The following is a 21640-nucleotide window of genomic DNA, read 5'->3' on the forward strand; positions in this document are numbered from 1 at the left end:
AACCATTGATTATTGGATTAACAGGCGGAATCGCAACCGGGAAATCTACAGCCAGTCTTATCTTAAGCGAACAAGGAATACCTGTCATCGACGCTGATATTATTGCAAGGGAAGTAGTAATGCCTGGAAAAGAAGCTTACGAAAAAATAGTCGCTTTTTTTGGAGATGACGTTCTTCTTTCTGACAAGACCTTAAACAGGGCAAGACTAGGAGAAATTATATTTAATAACTCTGAGAAACGGCTAAAGCTGAATGAAATCGTGCATCCCGCTGTGCGGTCAGAAATGAAAAAACAAGCTGAACTGCATTTGAGCGACGGCAATCCTTTAGTAATTATGGATATCCCTTTATTATTTGAAAGTAAACTTACTCACATGGTAGATGAAACATGGCTAATCTATACTCATCCAGACTTACAGCTTAGGCGTTTAATGGAGCGGGATGGATATTCTGAAGAACAAGCATTGTCAAGGATTAAATCTCAGATGCCAATTGATGAGAAAAAAGAATTAGCTGATGTTGTGATTGAGAATAATGGTACAAAAGAAGATTTGAAACAAAAATTACTTAGACTTCTTCAAGAAGATAAGAAAACAGACTTTATGAAATAGGTCTGTTTTTTTATTTGGTTCTTTTCTAAAGCAAAACTTAGATGCTCTTGGAAGTGGTTGATTTCCGTTACAGGATGCTCGCTTTCCGGGGGGCGTGCGGTGAGCCTCCTCTGCGCTTTGCGCAGTCAGGAGTCTCACCTGTCCGCTTCATGGAAGTATCCTTGCTCCTGCGTCTACAAGTAATTGCTACCGTTGTGAGCTTCCTCGTCGCATGCCTAGCAAGAAGCTTTTCATGTGGTAGGCACGCACCTTGCACTCCAATCAACTTATCAATGACGAGAAAAATTAATGAGTTAAAAGCAACAATATTATAAAGACATGCTAAGCTTTATTATTGTAGGCGAGGTTCACCGCACGCCGTACAAAAATGTAAGCAATTCTTGAGTGAAATCAACAATTTCTAATAGAAGTTTAATTAAATTACTGCCCCTTTTTTGCCTAATTTCAATAAAAGTATGTTCTTTTTGAGGTTCATTATGATATACTAATTGCAGATAGAGACCTTAAAGAGTATAACACATTGGAAGGAGCAGCTTCATGAAAGCAAAAATTGCAATTAATGGCTTGGGGAGAATCGGAAGAATGGTCTTCCGCAAAATGATGGAGAATGACGATTTCGAGGTTGTAGCTGTTAATGCCAGCTATCCAGCAGAAACACTTGCTCATATGGTTAAATACGATTCTATACATGGGACTTTTCCAGGAGATGTTGTAGCTGCAGAAGATGCCCTTTTTGTTAATGGAAAAAAAGTTGTTTTAGTGAATTCCCGTGACCCTCGTGAGTTGCCTTGGGGTAATCTCGGAATTGATATCGTAATTGAAGCAACAGGTAAATTTGTATCTCAGGAAACTGCAGGACTTCATATTGAAGCCGGTGCTAAAAAGGTAATTATTACAGCACCAGGCAAAAATGAAGATATTACGATTGTTATGGGCGTAAATGACAGCGATTACATTCCGTCAGAACATCATATTATTTCAAATGCTTCTTGTACTACAAACTGTCTTGCCCCTGTTATAAAAGTGCTCGACGACCAGTTTGGTGTTCAATCCGGTATGATGACAACGGTTCATGCATATACAAATGATCAAAAAAATATTGATAACCCGCACAAGGACCTTAGACGTGCCCGTGCCTGCGGAACATCCATTATTCCTACTTCAACTGGAGCAGCTAAAGCAATTGCTAAAGTTCTTCCACATCTAGAGGGCAAACTAAATGGAATGGCACTTAGAGTTCCAACACCAAATGTATCTTTAGTTGATGTGGTTGTAGAATTGAAGACTCCTGTATCAAAAGACCAAGTGAATCATGCATTCCAATCAGCAGCAGAGGGATCAATGAAAGGCGTCTTAGGTTATAGTGATCTGCCTTTAGTATCAATTGATTATAACGGAAATGAAAACTCTTCTATCGTTGATGGTCTATCTACTATGGTGATGGATGGAAATAAAGTCAAGGTATTGGCTTGGTATGACAATGAGTGGGGCTATTCTTGCCGAGTTGTTGATTTGGCGAAACATGTAGCATTTGCACTTAACAGCAAAGTGCCAGTAGAGAAAAACGCTTCCGTTTCATAAAGGTGAATGAAGAATAAATATTAGAAGCCGGGAAAACTCCCGGCTTCTTTATGTTTAGTACAGATAAGCTTTTTTGTTTAAAAAACTATTAAAAAAATTTACCCAGAATTATTGCAAATCAATTTTAAAAGAAGTATACTATGTTTCGTGAACTTCAAATAAAGCAAACCAAGGCATTGAATGCTACTTAAAGGGTTAGGACCTCTCTGGACTAACTTGCCCCCGTGGTAGATGTTCGATACCGCATGCTTGAAGGCATGATTATTTTTAAAAGGGGGACTATGCTAATGGATACAATGGGAAGACACGTAATTGCTGAGTTATGGGGTTGTGATTCTGAAAAATTAAATGACATGAAGTTTATTGAAGAGACTTTCGTAGATGCTGCATTGAAAGCAGGTGCAGAAATTCGTGAGGTTGCTTTTCATAAATTTGCTCCGCACGGTGTAAGTGGAGTGGTCATTATTTCTGAATCTCATCTAACTATTCACAGTTTTCCTGAGCATGGTTATGCAAGTATTGATGTTTATACGTGTGGAGATCGAATTGATCCTAACGTAGCTGCTGATTACATTTCAGAAGCATTAGGCGCTAAAAAACGTGAAAATCTGGAAGTTCCACGCGGAATGGGTCCGATTGCCGTTGCCAAATCAAAAGTTACAGCTCAATAATAAAAACAGAATGTAAGCGAGGTGTGAAAATTTCACACCTCTTTTTTATTTTGGCTGTTTTTGAATTCATTGTTGTTCTTGAAAGTGGTTGATTTCCGTTTCAGGTGCTTTCTTTCCGCGGGGCGTGCCGTGAGCCACCCTGAAAGATATGAAGTACTGCTCCTGCGTCTACAGGAAAATCCTGATGAAGCGAGCTTCCTCGTCGCAGGCCTTGCAAGAAGAAACTCAGGTAGCTGGGACGCTGATCCCGCAGGACAAGGAAGGCTTCGACAGCGTTACCTCGCACGAAGAAAATGTGATTTTTCATTTTCGAGGAGTCTCGCACCTTACACTCCAATCAACTTGTCAATGAAGAAATGAATCAAAAGCAATTAAGCCTTTATTTTATATAAATAGGAAATAATACGTTACAAATTATGTCGTTTTGGAGGTTTGTTATGTTTAGAAAGCTTCAAACTCTAATGGAAAATCACGCGGAAACGAGTGAACAGCATGTGGACGAAAGACTTCGAACCCATTACTTTAAAACTAACAAGACGGAAGTGATGAAAGTTATAAAACAAATCTTGGATGAAGACACGAACTTTAAAGAGCTTGGATTTTCTGAGGAAAGGGGAGAAGCGACATTTGAAGTAAGACAGCCCAAAGTTGCATTTGTTGTGGTCAGTGTTGTAACAGTAAGACATAATCATACTGCAGTAGATCTAAATGTTTCAATAGAGTCTGCTCTTCCTTTTAATTTTGGAAACAATCAGCGCCTGATTACAAGCATATATGAGATTTTAAAACAAAGACTCCCGTTTTTGGGAACATCTATGGCTGAAAATTTATAGGAATAGCTTGTCACAAACCTCCCTTTTCTTTAAGATAGATATAGAATAGAAAATTTTTTGGGGATGATTACAATGAGGTGTCCTTCTTGCCAGCATAATGGAACAAAAGTGCTTGATTCCAGACCTGTTCATAGCGGCCGGTCTATTCGCCGAAGACGGGAATGTGAAGATTGCAGCTATAGATTTACTACATTTGAAACGGTAGAACAAACACCGCTTATCATTGTTAAAAAGGGCGGAGAGAGAGAAGAATTCAGCCGCGAAAAGATTCTTAGAGGGCTTATTAAAGCTTGCGAAAAAAGACCTGTCCCCTTAGAAACCCTTGAAAATATAGTGGATAATATCGAAAAAGAACTGAGAAACAGTGGAGCGTCCGAGATTTCCAGTACAGCAGTTGGAGAACAGGTAATGGAACATCTTTCAAAAACTGATGAGGTGGCATATGTAAGATTCGCCTCAGTTTATCGCCAATTTAAAGATATTAATGTATTCATACAAGAACTAAAAGAACTGATTAACAAAGATGAGCGTTAAAGCTTCAGTTGAACAGCTATAACGCTCTTTTATTTTCGTAATAGTGCAACGTTGGCTGACGGACAAATGATACGTCAGCCAAGTTTCTTTCACAGTTAAGAGAATTTTATGTATATAAAGGGTGAAAACGATGACGGTACATTTTCAGGAAGTAGTGCCCGTTGATACTTATTCCGTCCAGAGCAAAGGCGTATTGAATGAGGTAGATCAAAACGTACTGACTTTGCTCTATCAGCCATTAATAGGAGCATTTGCACACAGCTTATATTTGACTTTATGGTGCGAAGCTAAAATGAACCATCAATCAAAAAAGCATCAGCATCTCATGAATCTAACGCAATTTTCTTTAAAAGATATCTTATCTGGGAGAAAAAAGCTAGAAGCGATTGGATTATTAAAAACGCTGAAAAAAGAAGGTGAGAGCTCCAGGGAATATATATATGATCTGCAGCTGCCGCTTTCTCCAAAAGCTTTTTTCACAGATGGATTTCTCAGCATCTATTTATTCAACCGTCTTGGACAAACAAAGTTTAATGAGATAAGGGAATCATTTTTAATTCCGCAAGCAGATTCATCTGGTTTTACTGAGGTAACAGCTTCGTTTAGCGATGTTTTCACTTCTTTGCATCCTTCTGAAATGACATCAAAAAGTTATTCTGAGATCAATGAGAATGTTGTTTCCGAAAATGTATCTCTTTTAGAAAAAGGAGTGCAGGGTAAAGTTACCTTTGGGGAGACAGACTTTGATTTTGAAGCAATGGTAAATCAAATCTCGACTTTTGTAGTGCCTAAAGAAGTTTTAACTCCTAAACTAAAAGAATCGATCTATAAACTAGCATATATCTATCAGCTTGAACCAATGGATATGAGCAGACAAATACAAAACGTTTATTATTCAACAGGAGAAATCAATGTTGAAAATCTGCGCAGAGAGATTCAAAAATGGTATCGCTTTGAACACGAAGAAGGTCTGCCTGTGTTAGCATTAAGAACACAGCCCGTTCACCTTAAAGCACTTCAAGGGATGGAACCAAAATCAAAAGAAGAAGAACTTATCAAATACTTTGAAGAAGTATCACCGTTTCGTCTATTAGAAGATTATAGCGGAACAACACCTTCTGAAGTTGATTTGAAGCTTGTTGCCTATTGTATGATTGATCAAAATTTAACACCGGGTGTTACGAATGTTCTATTGGATTATGTTTTGTCTGGTAATGATATGAAACTTGCAAAGGGTCTAATAGAACGGATAGCATCACATTGGGCGCGAAAAAAAGTACAGACGGTGCCAGAAGCAATGGCGCTTGCGCGGGATGAAAAAAGAAAATCAAAAGAGTGGCAAGAAAAGAAGACATCAAAATCTAAGTTTTATAATGGAAATCAAAAGCCAAATGTGTCTGTTCCAGATTGGCTGAAGCCAGAAACAAATTTGGCAAAAGAGGATGAGAGCAGCTTTTCAAACGAAGATGAAAATCGAAAATGGCTTGAAAGCTTGTTAAATAATTCGAAATAAGGGGGGATTAACGTGGAATCAATAAAGGAATCTGTTAAGCAAATGCCGGGATTTGAAAAATTTCAGGAAAAATACGAATTAATGAAACAACAAGTCCTTACAGATCCAAAAGTGATGCGTTTTTTAAGAGAAAACCCTGATATTTCAGATACTCATGCAGATAAATTATTATCTAGTTTTTATACATTCAAAAATGAACAGCAGGCATGCAGCAATTGTCCTGGCTTAGATAGATGCCCTAATTTGATGCAAGGTTATAGATCTGAACTTACAAGAGTGAGACAGACTGTGGAACTACGATACAAGCCTTGCGAACTGAAGTTACATGATGAACATAAAAAATCGATGGCCTCGCTCATAAAGAGTTATTTTATACCGAAAGAGATACTTGGTGCTACATTTGACCGACTTTATAAACATAGCATTGATGATACAAGACGAAATGCGATTTCTAAAGCATATGAATTCGTACAGATGGCAGGGACCAACCAGCCGGTAAAAGGCATTTATTTTTATGGAAAGTTTGGTGTGGGAAAAACATATCTTCTTGGGGCAATCGCGAATGGACTGGCTGAAAAAGGAATTCATTCACTGATGGTTCATACACCGGAATTCTTACGAGAGATGAAGCAATCTCTCTCTGATGGAAGTTTTGATACGAAAATGGAGCTCTTAAAAACTGTTCCAGTACTGATGCTTGATGATATCGGAGCCGAGAACATGACAAACTGGGTTCGTGATGAGATTATTGGAGTCATCCTTCAGTATAGAATGATGGAAAAGCTTCCAACTCTTTATACGTCAAATTGTGATTATGACATGCTGCAGCAGCATTTATCATACTCGCAAAAGGGCGGACTTGATGAAGTTAAAGCTCTAAGAATCATGGAACGTATTAAGCACTTAAGTTCTCCTGTTTTCATGGGCGGCAATAAAAATTTCAGAGAAGAATTCTAATAGACTTCTGTCCGTTATGTGGCAGAGGTCTTTTTTACGCTGTTTTTCTTTTTCTTTCTCGTACAAAGCTGTCTCTTCTATCAAAATATGATAGGATAAGTACATAAGAAATTCGATTCGGAGGTTGCCTATGAGTATTGAATCAATTTTACAAAAAGCATTAGATGGTGAACGTTTATCTGTAGAAGATGCAGTTAAACTATATGAAAGTGATGAAGTGGAGCGAATGGGAGAAGTTGCTGACATCATTATGAAAAGATGGCACCCAGAACCTGTCACTACTTTTGTGATCGGACGCAACGTTAATTACACTAATTTTTGTGATACATATTGCAGATTTTGTGCCTTTTACCGTCCTCCTGGAAGTGAAGAAGGATATGTACTTGATGATGAAGTGATTTTTCAAAAGATCCAGGAAACAGTTGATGTTGGCGGTACAGAAATTTTAATGCAAGGCGGGACGAATCCAAACCTGCCGTTTAGCTATTATACAAATTTATTGAGAGAGATAAAAAAGCGTTTTGATATTACCATGCATTCTTTCTCACCAGCTGAAGTTTGGAAGATGGTTGAAGTATCAGGATTATCACTAGAAGAAGTTCTTCATGAATTAAAAGAAGCGGGTCTTGACTCTCTTCCTGGCGGAGGAGCAGAGATTCTTGATGATCGTACACGCAAAAAGATCAGCAGACTAAAAGGTTCATGGACAGAGTGGATTGAATGTATGAAAACGGCTAAAAAAGTTGGTTTGCATTCAACTGCTACGATGGTTATCGGATTTGGGGAAACTTTTGAAGAAAGAGCACTTCATTTACAAAGAGTCCGTGATGCTCAGGATGAAACGAATTGTTTCCTAGCTTTCATTTCGTGGACTTTCCAGCCGGATAATACAAATATGAAAGCAGAAAAAACAACACCAAGAGAATATCTGAAGAACGTAGCCATTTCACGCATTTTCTTGGATAACATTCCAAACTTCCAATCCTCATGGGTAACGATGGGACCAGAAGTCGGTAAAAAATCTCTTCATTACGGCTGCAACGACTTTGGAAGCACGATGATGGAGGAGAATGTTGTTTCTGCTGCTGGAACTACACATAAAGTAAATACAAACTTAACATTGCGTCTTATTCGTGAAGCAGGGAAAATTCCTGCTCAGAGAAATACGAAGTATGAAGTTCTTCGTGTTTTCCAAGATGAAGAAAATGCAGAAAAAGATTTTGTTATGCAAAACTAATTCAAGAACACCTGACACTGTTTTTATAAACAAGAGTCAGGTGTTTTATTTGTTTCTTAAAGGTTGATGCTTTTGAATGTTTTTTGTTGAGTAGGCTTCTTTGACTAGTTGATTGGAGAGTAAGGTGCGAGACTCCTCGGAAATGAAAATCACATTTTTTTCGTGCGATTTTACTCTGTCGAAGCCTCCTTGTCCTGCGGGATCAGCGTGCCAGCTACCTGAGTTTCTTCTCGCAAGGCATGCGACGAGGAAGCTCGCTTCGTCAGGATTTTCCTGTAGACGCAGGAGCAGTACTTCATATCTTTCACGGAGGCTCACCGCACGCCCCGTGGAAAGCGAGCATCCTGAAACGGAAATCAACATCACAGAAAAACCATATTAGATACCGTTATGACATTTGTCACAGCGGTATTTTTTTATTGCGCTTATTCTTTAAGTGTGAAACCTAAGGAGGAATGAAGATGCCGCAGCTGCAAAGTAGGACTAAAGAAAAAGTAAAGGTGAAAAAGGAAAAAGAATTGTTAGGAACTCTTCTTTCGGTTATGGGTGTTGGCTTGTTTATCGTTTTGTCATGGGCAGCAGTTTACTTGCTGTATCTATCTAGATAGGAGGTTTTAAAAATGCATATTCATAAATACGAGAAGATCTGGCTTTGGTCCGGAGCAGTGTGTTTAACAATCTTTTTATTAATTGTAGGTGTCTCCGCCTATGCTATGGGGAACCAGCCTCCAAGTCACATGGAAACAATCGATCCCCAAAAAGCAACGTTAACGGCACCATTCGATAAACCAGCTCTGACGAAGATAGGGGATAAGGAATATGAAGCAGTCATGCTTGCTCAAGCTTTCACATTTACACCATCTAAAATGACTGTTCCGAAAGGTTCAACCGTTCATTTTAAAGTGACAAGTACTGATGTCGTTCACGGCTTTGAAATCCCTGCAACAAATGTCAACATGATGGTAACGCCAGGGTATGTGAGCAAAATTTCACATACATTTGATAAACCCGGCAAATATCTTATTTTATGTAATGAGTATTGTGGAGTTGGTCATCAAGTAATGGCGGTAACTTTGGAGGTGACGTCATGATTGATAAAAGAGATGCACAGTTAAGTCTTGGTTTTCTAAGTGTCAGTTTTATTGCACTATTTATTGGTGCCATAGCAGGGCTTTTACAGACTTTGGTTAGAAGCGGTACAATCGAGCTTCCGCTTTCTATCGGATATTATCAACTATTAACTGCTCATGGTGTTTTATTAGCACTTATTTTTACAACTTTTTTTATTGTTGGTTTTTTATATGCCGGAATAAGCAAAACGATGGGAGCACTTTATGACGTTCCGAGAAGAAGTGGATGGCTCGGATTTGCCATGATGACTTTCGGAACAATATTGGCAACCATATTTATTCTGCTGAACAAAGCAACTGTACTTTATACGTTCTACGCTCCGCTGCAGGCATCACCATGGTTTTATGTAGCACTCGTTCATGTTGTGGTGGGAAGCTGGCTTTGCGCTTTCTCTATGTGGAATCAGTATTATATTTGGAAGAGAAGAACGAACAGCAAGCTGTCTCCTCTTTTCAGCTACATGGCTGTTATGACGATGGCTTTATGGTTCATCGCAACTTTAGGCGTTGCAGCAACAGTAATCCTTCAGTTCATCCCTTGGTCGATCGGCTGGGTAGATAAAATTGATATATTAATCAGCCGGACGCTGTTTTGGTATTTTGGACACCCGCTCGTGTATTTCTGGCTTCTTCCAGCTTATATGTGCTGGTACGTGGTAATCCCTAAAATTATTGGAGGGAAAATATTTAGTGATGCATTAGCAAGGCTTTCTTTTGTACTCTTTCTTTTATTCAGTATTCCTGTAGGCTTTCACCATCAGCTTTTAGAGCCTGGTATCTCGCATTCATGGAAGTTTTTCCAAGTAGTCCTTACGTTTATGGTAATTGTTCCTTCGTTAATGACTGCATTTTCAATGTTTGCCGTTTTTGAAACAGCAGGAAGAAAAAAAGGCGCTAAAGGTCTTTTTGGATGGTTTAAAGTTTTACCTTGGAAAGATGTACGTTTTTTTGCACCAATGATGGGAATGCTTATTTTTATTCCTGCAGGTGCGGGTGGAATTATTAACGCAAGCCATCAATTAAACCAGGTTATTCATAATACCTTATGGGTCACCGGACATTTTCATCTAACTGTTGCTTCAACAGTTGCTCTTACCTTTTTCGGAATCGCCTACTGGCTTGTTCCGTATCTGAGTGGGAGAACTTTAACACCGCAAATGAATAAACTTGGAATCATTCAAACAATCATGTGGACGGTTGGTATGGCTTTTATGTCCGGTGCAATGCATTTAGTAGGTTTGTTTGGAGCACCTCGCAGAACGGCCTATACGACTTACTCAGACCATCCTCAAGCTCTTGATTGGGTTCCTTATCAAGCAGCGATGGCAATCGGAGGAACGATTCTTTTTATAGCAATCTTGCTCTTGATGTATATCATAGGTTATCTGGCTTTTAAAGCACCGAAAGGAGAAATGGATTTTCCAGTAGGAGAGGTGGAGGAGGAAGCGGTAGCTACTCCGGTAATATTAGAGAATTGGAAGCTTTGGGTAGGCATTTGTGCTGCACTGATCTTAATAGCTTATACGATTCCTTTTTGGCATATGATAGATCATGCGCCGCCAGGATCACCTGGGTATAAGTTTTGGTAGAAAAAAGCTTGCAAACTTTTTCAAGTTTGCAAGCTTTTCTTTTTTTGTAATGGAAAATAAGTACAGTCTATATGATTAAAAAAATCTGCTATTCTATTACTATTCGTATTAATCGCTTCATCTAGAACATGAAGAACTCTTTTATCAAATATACTGTATAAAAGATTCGGATTCTTCTTATCATATACTGCACATTGTGAATTGCTGTTTTCTTTAAGTGTCTTTATTTCCTTAAAAGTGTTAATACCGGGAAAAGGAAAAGCCTCGTGAAGAATCCAAACATCGTCAGAGATCGCTAGAGATAAAGCAGCATGCAGAGAAGATAGTGGATCCATTCCTTTGTAAAAAGGGGTTAGAATACGAGCGGTATCTTTTACATAAGGCAAATAAACAGCAGGCTGATCACTAACCACTATTATTTCTTTGAAATAGAGCTGAAGTTCGCTAATTAAGCTGACAACAGCTGATTTATCATTTTTTGATAAAGTTTTAGTCTCACTGATTTCAGTTAATATGACTGCGGCAGTCACTTTGATCCCTCCTTTTGAAAAGGCTCATTTCTAAAAGATTGTTGCTATCTAACATTTTTTATTGAGTAGGCTTCTTTACTAGTTGATTGGAGAGCAAGGTGCGAGACTCCTAATGGCGCAAAGCGCTGAGGAGGCTCGCCGCAGCCCCGCGGAAAGCGAGCATCCTGGAGCGGAATTCAACATCTACTAATAGCAACATGTTTACGAAAACAGCCTTTAAAAAAGAATAAAACAAATTTCCAAGTAAAGATGTATCAAAAATCACACATTGTTCACAGCTGGTGTGATTAAAATCACACTTAAATTTTTTATTGTGGATTATAATGGAAATATGAGAAGCGGGGAGGTTTTAAATATGGGTGCCTGCACACAGCAACAAAATTTTTGTTCTTATCAAAATACAGATGTTTTTTCAAAAAACACTTTTCAATATTTAGAAAGTATTATGTATTCCAAGAAAGTGGAAATAGATCAATACTTATTTTTGGACAATGATACAGCAGACAAATTGTTTTATTTAAGAGAAGGCCAGATTAAAATTACGAAGGTGACAGAAGAGGGTAAGGAACTGGTTCTTTACATCTTTCAAGAAGGAGATTTAATCGGTGAACTGGGAATTTCTCCGGATTCACGCTATAACTATAGTGCAAAAGCGACAAGAGATTGTGATGTGGGTGTTATTCAGCAGCAGGATTTAGAAACAATCATCTGGCAGCATGGCGAAGTTGCTGTAGAATTCATGAAGTGGATGAGCAACATGCATGCCATTACACGTTCAAAGTTTAGAGATCTAATGCTTTATGGAAAAAAAGGAGCATTATGTTCAACGTTAATCAGACTGGCTAACTCTTATGGTAAAATGACTCCTTCAGGTATCACTTTATCACAGCATTTTACGAATACTGATTTAGCAGAACTTATAGGGACATCGCGTGAAACGGTTAACCGTATGTTAAGTCAGCTGAAAAAAGACGGTGTTGTGACTTTTGAAACTGGAGGAAATATTAAGATTACAGATTTAGCTTATTTAAAAAATGCATGCAGCTGTGAAGACTGTCCTTTAGAAATCTGCAGAATATAAAGTTTTAACTGAGATCCCAAACAATTGGGATCTTTTTCTAATAAAATTATTATTTGAATTTTCCTTAAATTAAAAATTTTGTGTATAATATAAGAATATTTAGCATAAAGGGGGAAACGAAATAATGAACATGAAACAGAAATTAAAAATGGGTGTCATCGGGTTATCTGCAGTATTCCTGGTAGCCTGCGGAGCTGGTTCTGGGGATAAATTAACAATTGGAACAGATGCAGCATACGCCCCTTTTGAATCTTTGGATGGGGACAAGATTGTTGGTTTTGATGTGGATTTGCTTGATGCGGTTATGAAAGAAGCTGGTCTCGAATACGAAATGAAAAATACAGGTTGGGAGCCGTTATTTATTGCTCTTAAAAATGATGAGGTTGATGCAGGAATATCTGCTATCACAATTAATGATGATAGAAAGAAAACATATGACTTCTCATCACCTTATTTTGAATCTATTAATATGATTCTTGCAAAAGATGGTACTTCTATTACAAGTGCTAAGGATTTAGAAGGAAAAAAAGTAAGTGTTCAAAATGGGACTACAGGTCAGGAAGCGTTAGAAAAAATGTTTGGTAAGAGCGACAACATTAAGAAATTTGAGAATAACACTTTAGCTATTCAAGCTTTATTAAACGGGGAAGTTGAGGCAGTTGTTGCAGACAATGCAGTTGTTCAGGAATATGCAAAGAATAATCCTGATAAGAAGCTAGTCACAATTACTGACAAAGAGAATTTTGAAAGTGAGTACTATGGCATTATTTTTCCTAAAGACGGCGAGCATCAAGAAGAAATTAACAAAGCTTTGAAAAAAGTAATTGAAAATGGCAAGTATGCAGAAATCTATAAAACATGGTTTGGTGAAGAACCCAATGTAGATGCATTGAAACAATAAACTTTCAGGAGGTCTACATGGAATTTTCTTTACAAATCATAGGTGAATACATGCCATTGTTTTTAAAAGGAACTTGGGTAACAATTCAGCTTTCGTTACTTGGCATTCTTTTTGGAACAATACTTGGTTTATTTATCGGGTTAGGAAAAATTGTGAAAAAGCCATATATTAATTTACCATGTATGTGGTATATCAGTTTCTTTCGGGGAACACCATTGCTTGTTCAGATTTTACTGATTCATTCAGCGCTGATGCCGCTCATAATGAAGCCGCCAAATGTTTTTATATCGAGTGTGTTAGCATTGTCGTTAAATGCAGCGGCTTACATTGCAGAGATTTTCCGGGCTGGAATTCAGTCGATTGATAAAGGACAGATGGAAGCTGCAAGGTCGTTAGGCATGAATCACGTGCAAGCTATGAAACATGTTATTCTTCCCCAAGCTTCAAGAAGAATGATACCGCCTCTTGGCAATGAATTTATCGTATTGATAAAAGACTCATCACTCGTTTCAATCATTGCCACACCTGAACTAATGTATTATGCCCGGGCGATGATGGGTCAGTATTATCGTCCTTGGGAACCATACATGACTGCAGCTCTCATGTATTTGATCCTGACTCTAGGTATGGCTTATATCCTTTCCAAAATTGAACGAAAATTTGTTTATGATTAAACAACTCGGTTTCCGGGTTGTTTTTTCCTTGTTTAGGTAACATTTTTTAAGACCTGGTCCCATATATTGTATTATTGAGATTTTATATGGGGGGGACTTGCTTGTTCACGATCGCTTTTTCACACCCGTCTGACGGAATCGCCATCCTTAAAAAAATAATCCGGTCTGCAGCAAAAAATAAAATTAACCCTTCCTTTGCCAAATTATCTGATGCTTCTTCAAAAATTCTTGAACTGCACATACATGAAAATAAAGAATTCATTTTGGATGTGTTAACGGAATTTACAAGAAATAAGGTAGAAGATATTTGTTTAAAGGAAATGATTGAACATGCCTTTTTTTATAGTGACTCTGCTGAACAGAAGGAAATATTCTCAATATCTAAGAGCATCATCTTAGGGGAAATTGAAGGAATCCCAGAGGTCAAAAACCTGCCAAGTCTGAGTGGGCTCATACAAGGTCAGTGGCAATCTATCTTGTCGGAAAAAAGAAACTTCTTAGAGTATGAAGCTTTTTTAAAGTTTCGTCTTAAAGATTATTTAGCAACTTTGCTTAAGATTGTTGAATGTGCTATTGATGAATATAAATTAGAGCTTGAGTATCAATTATTTATTGAACAATTGCGAACGTGCTTATCAAAACAAAAATCTATTTTGAAAAATGATATTGTAATTATTTTTGATTGTGAGAATGTGGTTGTTTTTGATGAACATCAAAATCAGCTATCAAAAACTGAACTAAAGAACTTGCATGATAGGGCATTGAAATTAACGAATGCCGTGAACTTGGATGAACGACTTCTCGGTCCTTTAATCGGATTAGCTCCTTCATCTGCCCGGATTTACGCATATGACTTGGATCATCCGCTTCTGCAGACGGTAAAAAATATTTTTCAAGAGAAGGTTATAATATCACCAATTGAAAAGATGACTTTTAAAGGATAACCCGTATCCGTATAAAAAAAAGTCATAAACTGTCATTGGCCTCTTGCTTTTTGAAAAGCATCTGCATATAATAAGTTTATAATTTTATCATTTAATCTGTATTGATGAGGACATGAAGCAGCTTTTACGGTTTTTAGAGAGGGAAGTCCCGGCTGAAAGCTTCCTAACACGAAAATTTGCTTTACCACCTTGGAACTTCAGCGGTGAAAAATTTCGAGTAATCGCTGACGGCAGCAGTCCGTTATCCTGTCCGAGTGCCGTCATTTATTTTTATTTTGCGGAACAAGGGTGGAACCACGAGATAATCACTCGTCCCTTCTATAGGGACGGGTGTTTTTTGTTTTATATAAATAAAAGGAGATGTTTTTTATGTCGTCAATCTCAATTAAATTCCCAGACGGATCGGTCAAGGAATTTCCAAAAGGAGTAACTTCAGAACAAGTTGCTGAAAGCATCAGCTCCAGCTTAAAGAAAAAAGCTGTTGCAGGAAAAGTAAACGGGCAATTGTTTGACTTTTCACGCCCAATTGAAGAAGATGCATCAATTGAAATCGTAATGCATGATTCACAAGAAGGTCTTGAGATGACTCGACACTCAAATGCCCACTTGCTTGCTCAAGCGCTTAAGCGTTTATATCCAGATGTGAAGCTTGGAATTGGCCCTGTAATCGATAATGGTTTTTATTATGATGTAGACATGGCTCATAATTTAACACCGGAAGACCTTCCGGCAATCGAAAAAGAAATGAAGAAGATTGTAAACGAAAATCTTCAGATTGTTCGTAAAGAAGTAACACGTGAAGAAGCTCTTGAGATTTATGAAAAATTAAATGATCATTTGAAACTTGAGCTGATCCGCGATCTTCCTGAAGGAGAAAAGATTACGATCTATGAGCAAGGTGAGTTCTTTGACCTTTGCCGCGGTCCACATGTCCCTTCCACTGGGAAAATCAAGGCATATAAACTAATGAGCATCTCTGGAGCTTACTGGCGCGGGGACAGCGACAACCAAATGCTTCAGCGTATTTATGGAGCTGCATTCTTGAGCCAAAAAGATCTTGATGAGTATCTGTACTTTATTGAAGAAGCACAAAAGCGCGATCACCGTAAACTAGGAAAAGAATTAGAACTTTTCATGTTCTCAGAAGAAGCGCCGGGAATGCCTTTCTATCTTCCGAACGGTCAAACAATTCGTACAGAGCTTGAAAATTTCTCTCGTGAACTTCAGCGTCAAGTTGATTATGATGAGGTGCGTACACCATTTATGATGAACCAGCGCCTTTGGGAGCAATCAGGACACTGGGATCACTATCATGAAAACATGTATTTCTCTGAAGTAGATGATACAAAGTTCGCGATGAAGCCGATGAACTGCCCAGGCCACATGCTTATCTTTAAAAATAAGCTTCACTCATACAGAGACCTGCCAGTGCGTATGGCTGAATTTGGACAGGTTCACCGCCACGAATACAGTGGTGCATTAAACGGTATGATCCGTGTACGTACTTTCTGCCAGGATGATGCACATATTTTTGTAACACCACAACAGATTGAAAGTGAAATTAAAAACGTATTTAAGTTAGTTGATAAAATTTACAGCACATTTGGTTTTGAATACTCAGTTGAGCTTTCAACTCGTCCAGAAGACTCTATGGGCGATGACCGTTTATGGGAACAAGCTGAAGGCGCATTGAAGAATGTATTAGAAGATCTGGGTATGAACTACCACCTTAACGAAGGTGACGGCGCATTCTATGGTCCGAAAATCGACTTCCACATTAAAGATGCACTTAAGAGAAGCCATCAGTGTGCAACAATTCAGCTGGATTTCCAGATGCCTGAAAAATTCGACCTTACTTACGTAGATGAAAATAACCAAAAGGTTCGTCCTGTCGTTATTCACCGTGCAATCTATGGTTCGATCGACCGTTTCTTAGGAATTTTAGTCGAGCACTTTGCAGGAGCATTCCCAACTTGGCTGGCACCCGTACAAGTGAAGCTGATCCCTGTTTCTGACGTTCATAATGAATACGCATATAAGCTGCAGGAAGACTTGAAAGAACATGCGGTACGTGTTGAAATCGACACAAGAAATGAGAAGATGGGTTATAAGATCCGTGAAGCTCAAATGAAGAAGATCCCTTACATGCTCGTTTTAGGCGATAAAGAGATCGAAGATAACGCAGTAAACGTACGTAAATACGGTGAACAAAAATCGGAAACTGTATCTTATGAAGATTTCAGAGATAAGATTCTGACTCAAATTAACGAAAAAAGATAATTTTAAGAAGAAGCTGACCCAAAAGATACTATTTTTTTGGGATCAGCTTTTCTATTTATGTTAAAGTGTTACAAATAGGAACATTTTTTTAGTGGAATTCATATTCGTATTTAGATCTCCGGGCGAAAATAAGGAGCCACCGGGTGAAACAGAGTCGTCTTTGGGTGAAACTAGGCCGCGTTGGGTGAATCGGATGTTCAAAGGGGTTAAACACTTCCTATACGGGGCGAACGTGTATTAAATAAAAGAACACGTACCGTAAAAATATAACATTAACGAAATGCTTTTTTAGTCACTCTCTAAAAAAACTCTTGCATTACTTTTCAAAACGAAGTAAAATTAATTTCGTTGCTTATTACATTCGCTGTTTGACACATTTCACGCCAATATGTTATAGTATGTAAGGTTAATAAAATAAGCTTAAGCATCAAACAAGCAGAAGCACCCGCTTCTCACCTGATTCGACGCCAATTCGTGGCTGTTGATGGGTAGATGGAATTCAGGCATGTCATTAGTACATAGCCGGTTTACGTGTGGGTGATATATGCGCCGACGCTTTTTTTATTTGCAGAAATAACAAGTCGGGTGTTTTTAACACTCACTGAGAAAATTTGGAGGTGACTTACTATTAGTAAGGACATGTCTGTCAATGAAGGCATTCGTGCACGTGAGGTACGCTTAATCGGTCCTGATGGAAGCCAGCTTGGCATTAAAACAAGACAGGAAGCTTTAGACCTTGCGGCAAACGCAAATCTTGACCTTGTACTCGTTGCTGCAACTGCTAAACCGCCAGTATGTCGTATAATGGACTACGGTAAGTTTAAATACGAGCAACAGCGTAAAGATCGAGAAGCACGAAAAAATCAAAAAGTCATTACGACTAAAGAAATTCGTTTAAGTCCAACAATTGAGGAAAACGACTTCAATACGAAGCTTAGAAATGCCCGTAAGTTCCTTGAAAAAGGCGACAAAGTAAAGGCAAGTATTCGTTTCCGTGGACGTGCAATCACTCATTCTCAAATCGGAAAAACGGTATTGGAGAAATTAGCGAAAGAATGTGAAGATCTTTCTACGGTGGAAACATCACCAAAAATGGAAGGCCGAAGCATGTTTCTTATCCTAGCACCTAAAGCCGAAAAATAATTTTTACCAGGGAGGTAACCATTATGCCTAAAATGAAAACTCATAAAGGTGCTGCAAAGCGCTTTAGAAAAACCGGATCAGGTAAATTAAAGCGTGCGAGCGCTTATACAAGTCACTTGTTTGCTAACAAGTCTACTAAAGCTAAGCGTAAGCTTCGCAAAGCGAAACTTGTTAACAGTGGTGACTACAAGCGTATCCGTACATTGTTAACTTACAAAAAACGTTAATCATACGAAAAGTTGATTTAAAAATAGGAGGTTTTTAATATGCCAAGAGTAAAAGGTGGCTATGTAACACGTCGTCGTCGTAAAAAAGTCCTTAAGCTAGCTAAAGGCTATTTCGGTTCCAAACATAAATTATTTAAAGTAGCTCAACAACAAGTATTCAAATCTTTAATGTACGCTTACCGTGACCGTCGTCAAAAGAAGCGTGATTTCCGTAAGCTTTGGATCACTCGTATCAACGCTGCTGCTCGTACAAACGGTCTTTCTTACAGCCGTTTAATGCATGGGCTTAAATTAGCTGGTATCGACATCAACCGTAAAATGCTTTCTGAAATCGCAATTTCAGACGAAAAAGCTTTTGCACAATTAGCTTCAAAAGCAAAAGACAGCTTAAAAGCTTAAATTTGACTAAAAGAAAAGATCATTTCCTCATTTGATGGAGATGATCTTTTTTACATTCTGAAAGGAAAAGGGAAAAGGTGTTAATCTTATATTTGATCATAATGAATACAGTTGCTTACTTGGTCATGAAAAAAGACAAAATTTATGCACAAGAAGGAAATTGGCGTACGCCTGAATCAAGACTATGGATGCTTGCTATTGCTGGAGGAGCTCCTGGTATGTGGCTTGCAATGAAGAAATTCCGCCATAAAACGAAGCATCCGTCATTTCGTAACGGCTTGCCGATTCTAAGTATTTTTATTACAGTTATCGCAGGATGGTTTTTGTAGATTATTAATCCTGCTGCAAATATCGTTTGTCTTTTAAGAATAGCCGCCAGAAAATATAGAAACCTGGTGTTAATATGGCGAGACCTACTATATACATAATCATTAATGAGTAGAAAGTTTCCGTAGCAGTGAAAGCCTCATAGATGGTTAGATCGGGATAGACGATATAAGGCAGATGTGCCATTCCATATCCGACGCTTGCCAGCCCATATTGTAATACTGTTGCGAGCAGTGTAAATCTTGGCCGTCCAATCCCTGGGCGGTTTTGTTTTGGCCACCAAAGAGAAGCGTAGGCGATGCAGAATGCGATTAATGATAAAATGAACCATATTTTTTGATCCATAAGGTTATCAACAAGCCAGCCAGCTTCTGGAGCCATAAATAAAAGGGTGAATAGAGCTGATAACAGTGTTAGCGGTCCAAGAAGTAACGCATTTCCGCGATATAGCCGATAGGCATCCTCTCTATTGGAAACACGCGAATAGTCAGCTAAAAAAAGAGAAGATAGATACAGCTCAGAAGTCAGTCCGAATAACACGTACAGATATAAAGTAGGACTGGAAAAAAGCTTACCTAATAAAAGGCTTTGAGTTTCTCCATCAACACTGATAAAACCTCCTTGTGAAATAGGAAGTACGGCAATTAGCAGGGATGGGATTAATAGTCCGGAAATTCCTGAAATAAAAAACATCGTCTTCCGGTAGCCTTGCACAGAATAGGAAAATACCATAAAAGCACTCCGGATAGCCAGAAAAAATAGGATCAGGGATACTGGGACTAGCATTACTGTTCCAAGCGTATAGGCACCTTTAGGAAAGAATCCTACGAACGCTACAACTAAAAGGACAAGGAAAGTATTCGTTATCTCCCATGTCGGCGAAAGAAAACGATTTGCGATCTTTCCTGCCATTGTTTTGTGATTGTTATAAACCATCGCCCAAAATCCTGCGCCGAAATCAATTGAACCAAAAATACTGTAGACAAAGATGAAGCTCCACATGATGAGTATCGCAAGTACCTCTTCACTCATACCCATTCCCCTCCTTCCTATCCGTATAGTTTATCCATATCTTTAGACACTGGATTGCGTTTGAAATAAGCAGTTAATATTAAAATCGTCAAAACACTCAATAGAGCATACAAAAGTAAAAACAAGAGGAAAAGCATTCCAAGATTTTCATTCCTCGTGGCTGCTTCTGCAGTTGTTTGAACTCTGTAAATGGTCCATGGCTGTCTGCCGCTGCAGCTGAATACCCAGCCAAATTCAATGCACAGCATGGAAAGAGGACCAGATAAAACGAGAGACCAAAGCAGCCATTTAGGGAAAGGTTCGCCCCTTTTCTTAATCAAGAACCACCAATACAACAATGCGATACCCGCAAGTCCTAATAAGAGTGTTCCAATACCCACCATTAAGTTAAATAAAGTATGCACGTAAAAAGGCGGCCATGTTTCCCGGGGGAATTCATACAAACCTTTTACTTCTGTATCAAACTTTCCTGCTGCAAGCCAGCTCAATGCCCAAGGAATTTCGATGCCGTATTTTACTTCTTCTGTCTTCGGATCGGTGAAGCCGCCTATCGCCAGAGGTGCATATCGCTGTGTTTCAAATAAACCTTCTGCAGCAGCTAGTTTCTCTGGAGAATGCTGATGAAGAATCTGCGCTGAGTGATGCCCCGATAAAGCAGATACGAAACTCATCGTAAAAGCAACCGCAAGAGACATGAACAATCCTTTAAGGTGATAAGCTCGTTCCCGGTCAGAACGCTTTTTTAATAGTTTGAATGCTGCTACTGAAGCTACAGCAAAAGCACCTGTCATATAAGCCGTAATAGCTACGTGGAACGCAGAAGATACGAAACTTGGGTTAAAGAATGCGTCCCAAGGATGAACATCATAGATCGTACCATCTGGCTTAATCTTAAAGCCGTCAGGTGTATTCATCCATGTATTAACCGCAGTAATGAGAATAGCTGAAGCAACTGCCCCAAAGGCAACAAAGAAGACTGAGATCAGGCGGAAGTATCTTGGAAGTCTGTCAGCGGCATATACATAGATTGACATGAAAAGAGCTTCTAAGAAAAAAGCAAAGATCTCAATCTGAAAAGGCAGTGAGATTACTTTACCTACAATTTCCATGAACCCTGGCCAAAGTAAAGAAAGCTGGACACCTACTATTGTTCCAGAGGGAATAGCAACACCTAATAAAACAGCAAACGCTTTTGTCCAGCGCTTTGCCATAATGGCATAATCATTGTCCCCTTTTACTTGGTGGATAATTTCAGCGATAACAATCATTAATGGAAGACCAACACCGAGGGTAGCGAAAATGATATGAAAACCGAGTGATGTGCCAAAAAAAGCTCTCGCGAGTACAACTGTGTCCATGCCGAATCCTCCTAAAAAATAAAACTATGTAAACAGACAATCTATGTTTAAGGTGTCATAAAGCACATAGGTTTATTCATGCGATAAA

23 protein-coding genes and 1 other annotated feature are annotated in these 21640 nt (G+C 38.6%); of the genes, 20 read left to right on the forward strand and 3 right to left on the reverse strand.

Annotated features, from left to right (window positions below; genetic code table 11):
- Positions 1–5 precede the first annotated feature (5 nt).
- The 11 genes from coaE to ACFW35_RS05885 all read left to right on the forward strand — a co-directional run bounded on the left by coaE (position 6) and on the right by ACFW35_RS05885 (position 10656).
- Positions 6–611, forward strand: a complete 606-nt coding sequence (gene coaE / locus ACFW35_RS05835; RefSeq protein WP_379844413.1) for a dephospho-CoA kinase — start codon at positions 6–8, stop codon at positions 609–611.
- A gap of 537 nt (positions 612–1148) precedes the next feature.
- On the forward strand, positions 1149–2192 hold the full coding sequence (locus ACFW35_RS05840) for a glyceraldehyde-3-phosphate dehydrogenase (protein WP_379835135.1): 1044 nt from the start codon (positions 1149–1151) through the stop codon (positions 2190–2192).
- A 287-nt stretch (positions 2193–2479) separates the two neighbouring features.
- Entirely contained in the window at positions 2480–2863 is a 384-nt protein-coding gene (gene speD, locus ACFW35_RS05845) for an adenosylmethionine decarboxylase (protein ID WP_066291566.1), read from the forward strand.
- A gap of 437 nt (positions 2864–3300) precedes the next feature.
- Positions 3301–3696, forward strand: a complete 396-nt coding sequence (locus ACFW35_RS05850; protein WP_379844414.1) for a cytosolic protein — start codon at positions 3301–3303, stop codon at positions 3694–3696.
- 72 nt (positions 3697–3768) lie between these two features.
- Positions 3769–4230 carry a transcriptional regulator NrdR gene (nrdR, locus tag ACFW35_RS05855; protein ID WP_066291564.1) on the forward strand — a complete coding sequence of 154 codons (462 nt, stop codon included), beginning with the start codon at positions 3769–3771 and terminating at the stop codon, positions 4228–4230.
- A gap of 130 nt (positions 4231–4360) precedes the next feature.
- Positions 4361–5743 carry a replication initiation and membrane attachment family protein gene (locus ACFW35_RS05860; protein WP_379844416.1) on the forward strand — a complete coding sequence of 461 codons (1383 nt, stop codon included), beginning with the start codon at positions 4361–4363 and terminating at the stop codon, positions 5741–5743.
- Positions 5744–5755: 12 nt separating this feature from the next.
- Positions 5756–6700: a primosomal protein DnaI gene (dnaI, locus tag ACFW35_RS05865; protein ID WP_379835129.1), complete on the forward strand. Its 945-nt coding sequence runs from the start codon at positions 5756–5758 to the stop codon at positions 6698–6700.
- A gap of 130 nt (positions 6701–6830) precedes the next feature.
- Positions 6831–7937, forward strand: coding sequence for a cyclic dehypoxanthinyl futalosine synthase (mqnC, locus tag ACFW35_RS05870; protein ID WP_379844417.1), 1107 nt, complete (start codon positions 6831–6833; stop codon positions 7935–7937).
- Positions 7938–8398: 461 nt separating this feature from the next.
- Positions 8399–8545 carry a cytochrome c oxidase subunit 2A gene (locus ACFW35_RS05875; protein ID WP_379844419.1) on the forward strand — a complete coding sequence of 49 codons (147 nt, stop codon included), beginning with the start codon at positions 8399–8401 and terminating at the stop codon, positions 8543–8545.
- A 12-nt stretch (positions 8546–8557) separates the two neighbouring features.
- Positions 8558–9028 carry a cytochrome c oxidase subunit II gene (locus ACFW35_RS05880; protein ID WP_379844420.1) on the forward strand — a complete coding sequence of 157 codons (471 nt, stop codon included), beginning with the start codon at positions 8558–8560 and terminating at the stop codon, positions 9026–9028.
- The gene (locus ACFW35_RS05885) at positions 9025–10656 is read left to right on the forward strand and encodes a b(o/a)3-type cytochrome-c oxidase subunit 1 (RefSeq protein ID WP_379844422.1); all 1632 of its coding nucleotides are present in this window, start codon (positions 9025–9027) and stop codon (positions 10654–10656) included. The genes ACFW35_RS05880 and ACFW35_RS05885 overlap by 4 nt, the downstream gene beginning before the upstream one ends.
- Positions 10657–10676: 20 nt before the next feature.
- Here ACFW35_RS05885 and ACFW35_RS05890 read toward each other — a convergent pair whose 3' ends face one another.
- A complete protein-coding gene (locus ACFW35_RS05890) occupies positions 10677–11186 on the reverse strand; it encodes a hypothetical protein (protein ID WP_379844423.1) in 510 nt (169 codons plus the stop codon).
- 355 nt (positions 11187–11541) lie between these two features.
- Between ACFW35_RS05890 and ACFW35_RS05895 the strand changes: the two genes are divergently transcribed.
- From ACFW35_RS05895 to ACFW35_RS05935, 9 genes are all read left to right on the forward strand, one after another.
- Positions 11542–12267, forward strand: coding sequence for a Crp/Fnr family transcriptional regulator (locus ACFW35_RS05895; protein WP_379844425.1), 726 nt, complete (start codon positions 11542–11544; stop codon positions 12265–12267).
- 130 nt (positions 12268–12397) lie between these two features.
- Entirely contained in the window at positions 12398–13168 is a 771-nt protein-coding gene (locus ACFW35_RS05900) for a basic amino acid ABC transporter substrate-binding protein (RefSeq protein ID WP_379847400.1), read from the forward strand.
- 17 nt (positions 13169–13185) lie between these two features.
- Positions 13186–13842 carry an amino acid ABC transporter permease gene (locus ACFW35_RS05905; protein ID WP_379835118.1) on the forward strand — a complete coding sequence of 219 codons (657 nt, stop codon included), beginning with the start codon at positions 13186–13188 and terminating at the stop codon, positions 13840–13842.
- A gap of 101 nt (positions 13843–13943) precedes the next feature.
- Positions 13944–14786, forward strand: coding sequence for a sporulation protein YtxC (gene ytxC, locus ACFW35_RS05910; RefSeq protein WP_379844426.1), 843 nt, complete (start codon positions 13944–13946; stop codon positions 14784–14786).
- A gap of 92 nt (positions 14787–14878) precedes the next feature.
- Positions 14879–15106: a binding site (T-box leader), on the forward strand.
- Positions 15107–15155: 49 nt separating this feature from the next.
- Positions 15156–17066: a threonine--tRNA ligase gene (gene thrS / locus ACFW35_RS05915; protein WP_379844428.1), complete on the forward strand. Its 1911-nt coding sequence runs from the start codon at positions 15156–15158 to the stop codon at positions 17064–17066.
- A 639-nt stretch (positions 17067–17705) separates the two neighbouring features.
- A complete protein-coding gene (gene infC, locus ACFW35_RS05920; protein WP_066291547.1) occupies positions 17706–18209 on the forward strand; it encodes a translation initiation factor IF-3 in 504 nt (167 codons plus the stop codon).
- 23 nt (positions 18210–18232) lie between these two features.
- Entirely contained in the window at positions 18233–18436 is a 204-nt protein-coding gene (gene rpmI, locus ACFW35_RS05925) for a 50S ribosomal protein L35 (protein ID WP_066291545.1), read from the forward strand.
- 39 nt (positions 18437–18475) lie between these two features.
- Positions 18476–18835, forward strand: coding sequence for a 50S ribosomal protein L20 (rplT, locus tag ACFW35_RS05930; RefSeq protein ID WP_379835112.1), 360 nt, complete (start codon positions 18476–18478; stop codon positions 18833–18835).
- Positions 18836–18912: 77 nt separating this feature from the next.
- The gene (locus ACFW35_RS05935) at positions 18913–19164 is read left to right on the forward strand and encodes a DUF1294 domain-containing protein (protein ID WP_379844429.1); all 252 of its coding nucleotides are present in this window, start codon (positions 18913–18915) and stop codon (positions 19162–19164) included.
- A 4-nt stretch (positions 19165–19168) separates the two neighbouring features.
- Here ACFW35_RS05935 and ACFW35_RS05940 read toward each other — a convergent pair whose 3' ends face one another.
- Positions 19169–20194: a cytochrome d ubiquinol oxidase subunit II gene (locus ACFW35_RS05940; RefSeq protein ID WP_379844431.1), complete on the reverse strand. Its 1026-nt coding sequence runs from the start codon at positions 20192–20194 to the stop codon at positions 19169–19171.
- Positions 20195–20211: 17 nt separating this feature from the next.
- Entirely contained in the window at positions 20212–21552 is a 1341-nt protein-coding gene (locus ACFW35_RS05945; RefSeq protein ID WP_379844432.1) for a cytochrome ubiquinol oxidase subunit I, read from the reverse strand.
- Positions 21553–21640: the final 88 nt, after the last annotated feature.

This window comes from Fictibacillus sp. NPDC058756, from assembly GCF_042746035.1.
Classification (GTDB): domain Bacteria; phylum Bacillota; class Bacilli; order Bacillales; family Fictibacillaceae; genus Fictibacillus.

Excerpts from the sequence above, each read along its gene's own strand:
- ACFW35_RS05875 (WP_379844419.1), top strand. The coding sequence starts at position 8,399 with ATGCCGCAGCTGCAAAGTAGGACTAAAGAAAAAGTAAAGGTGAAAAAG.
- ACFW35_RS05885 (WP_379844422.1), top strand. The coding sequence starts at position 9,025 with ATGATTGATAAAAGAGATGCACAGTTAAGTCTTGGTTTTCTAAGTGTC.
- thrS (WP_379844428.1), top strand. The coding sequence starts at position 15,156 with ATGTCGTCAATCTCAATTAAATTCCCAGACGGATCGGTCAAGGAATTT.
- nrdR (WP_066291564.1), top strand. The coding sequence starts at position 3,769 with ATGAGGTGTCCTTCTTGCCAGCATAATGGAACAAAAGTGCTTGATTCC.
- ACFW35_RS05905 (WP_379835118.1), top strand. The coding sequence starts at position 13,186 with ATGGAATTTTCTTTACAAATCATAGGTGAATACATGCCATTGTTTTTA.
- rplT (WP_379835112.1), top strand. The coding sequence starts at position 18,476 with ATGCCAAGAGTAAAAGGTGGCTATGTAACACGTCGTCGTCGTAAAAAA.
- ACFW35_RS05945 (WP_379844432.1), bottom strand. The coding sequence starts at position 21,552 with ATGGACACAGTTGTACTCGCGAGAGCTTTTTTTGGCACATCACTCGGT.
- infC (WP_066291547.1), top strand. The coding sequence starts at position 17,706 with ATGTCTGTCAATGAAGGCATTCGTGCACGTGAGGTACGCTTAATCGGT.
- ACFW35_RS05940 (WP_379844431.1), bottom strand. The coding sequence starts at position 20,194 with ATGAGTGAAGAGGTACTTGCGATACTCATCATGTGGAGCTTCATCTTT.
- ACFW35_RS05880 (WP_379844420.1), top strand. The coding sequence starts at position 8,558 with ATGCATATTCATAAATACGAGAAGATCTGGCTTTGGTCCGGAGCAGTG.
- ACFW35_RS05900 (WP_379847400.1), top strand. The coding sequence starts at position 12,398 with ATGAAACAGAAATTAAAAATGGGTGTCATCGGGTTATCTGCAGTATTC.
- ACFW35_RS05860 (WP_379844416.1), top strand. The coding sequence starts at position 4,361 with ATGACGGTACATTTTCAGGAAGTAGTGCCCGTTGATACTTATTCCGTC.
- mqnC (WP_379844417.1), top strand. The coding sequence starts at position 6,831 with ATGAGTATTGAATCAATTTTACAAAAAGCATTAGATGGTGAACGTTTA.
- ACFW35_RS05895 (WP_379844425.1), top strand. The coding sequence starts at position 11,542 with ATGGGTGCCTGCACACAGCAACAAAATTTTTGTTCTTATCAAAATACA.
- speD (WP_066291566.1), top strand. The coding sequence starts at position 2,480 with ATGGATACAATGGGAAGACACGTAATTGCTGAGTTATGGGGTTGTGAT.
- ACFW35_RS05840 (WP_379835135.1), top strand. The coding sequence starts at position 1,149 with ATGAAAGCAAAAATTGCAATTAATGGCTTGGGGAGAATCGGAAGAATG.
- ACFW35_RS05850 (WP_379844414.1), top strand. The coding sequence starts at position 3,301 with ATGTTTAGAAAGCTTCAAACTCTAATGGAAAATCACGCGGAAACGAGT.
- rpmI (WP_066291545.1), top strand. The coding sequence starts at position 18,233 with ATGCCTAAAATGAAAACTCATAAAGGTGCTGCAAAGCGCTTTAGAAAA.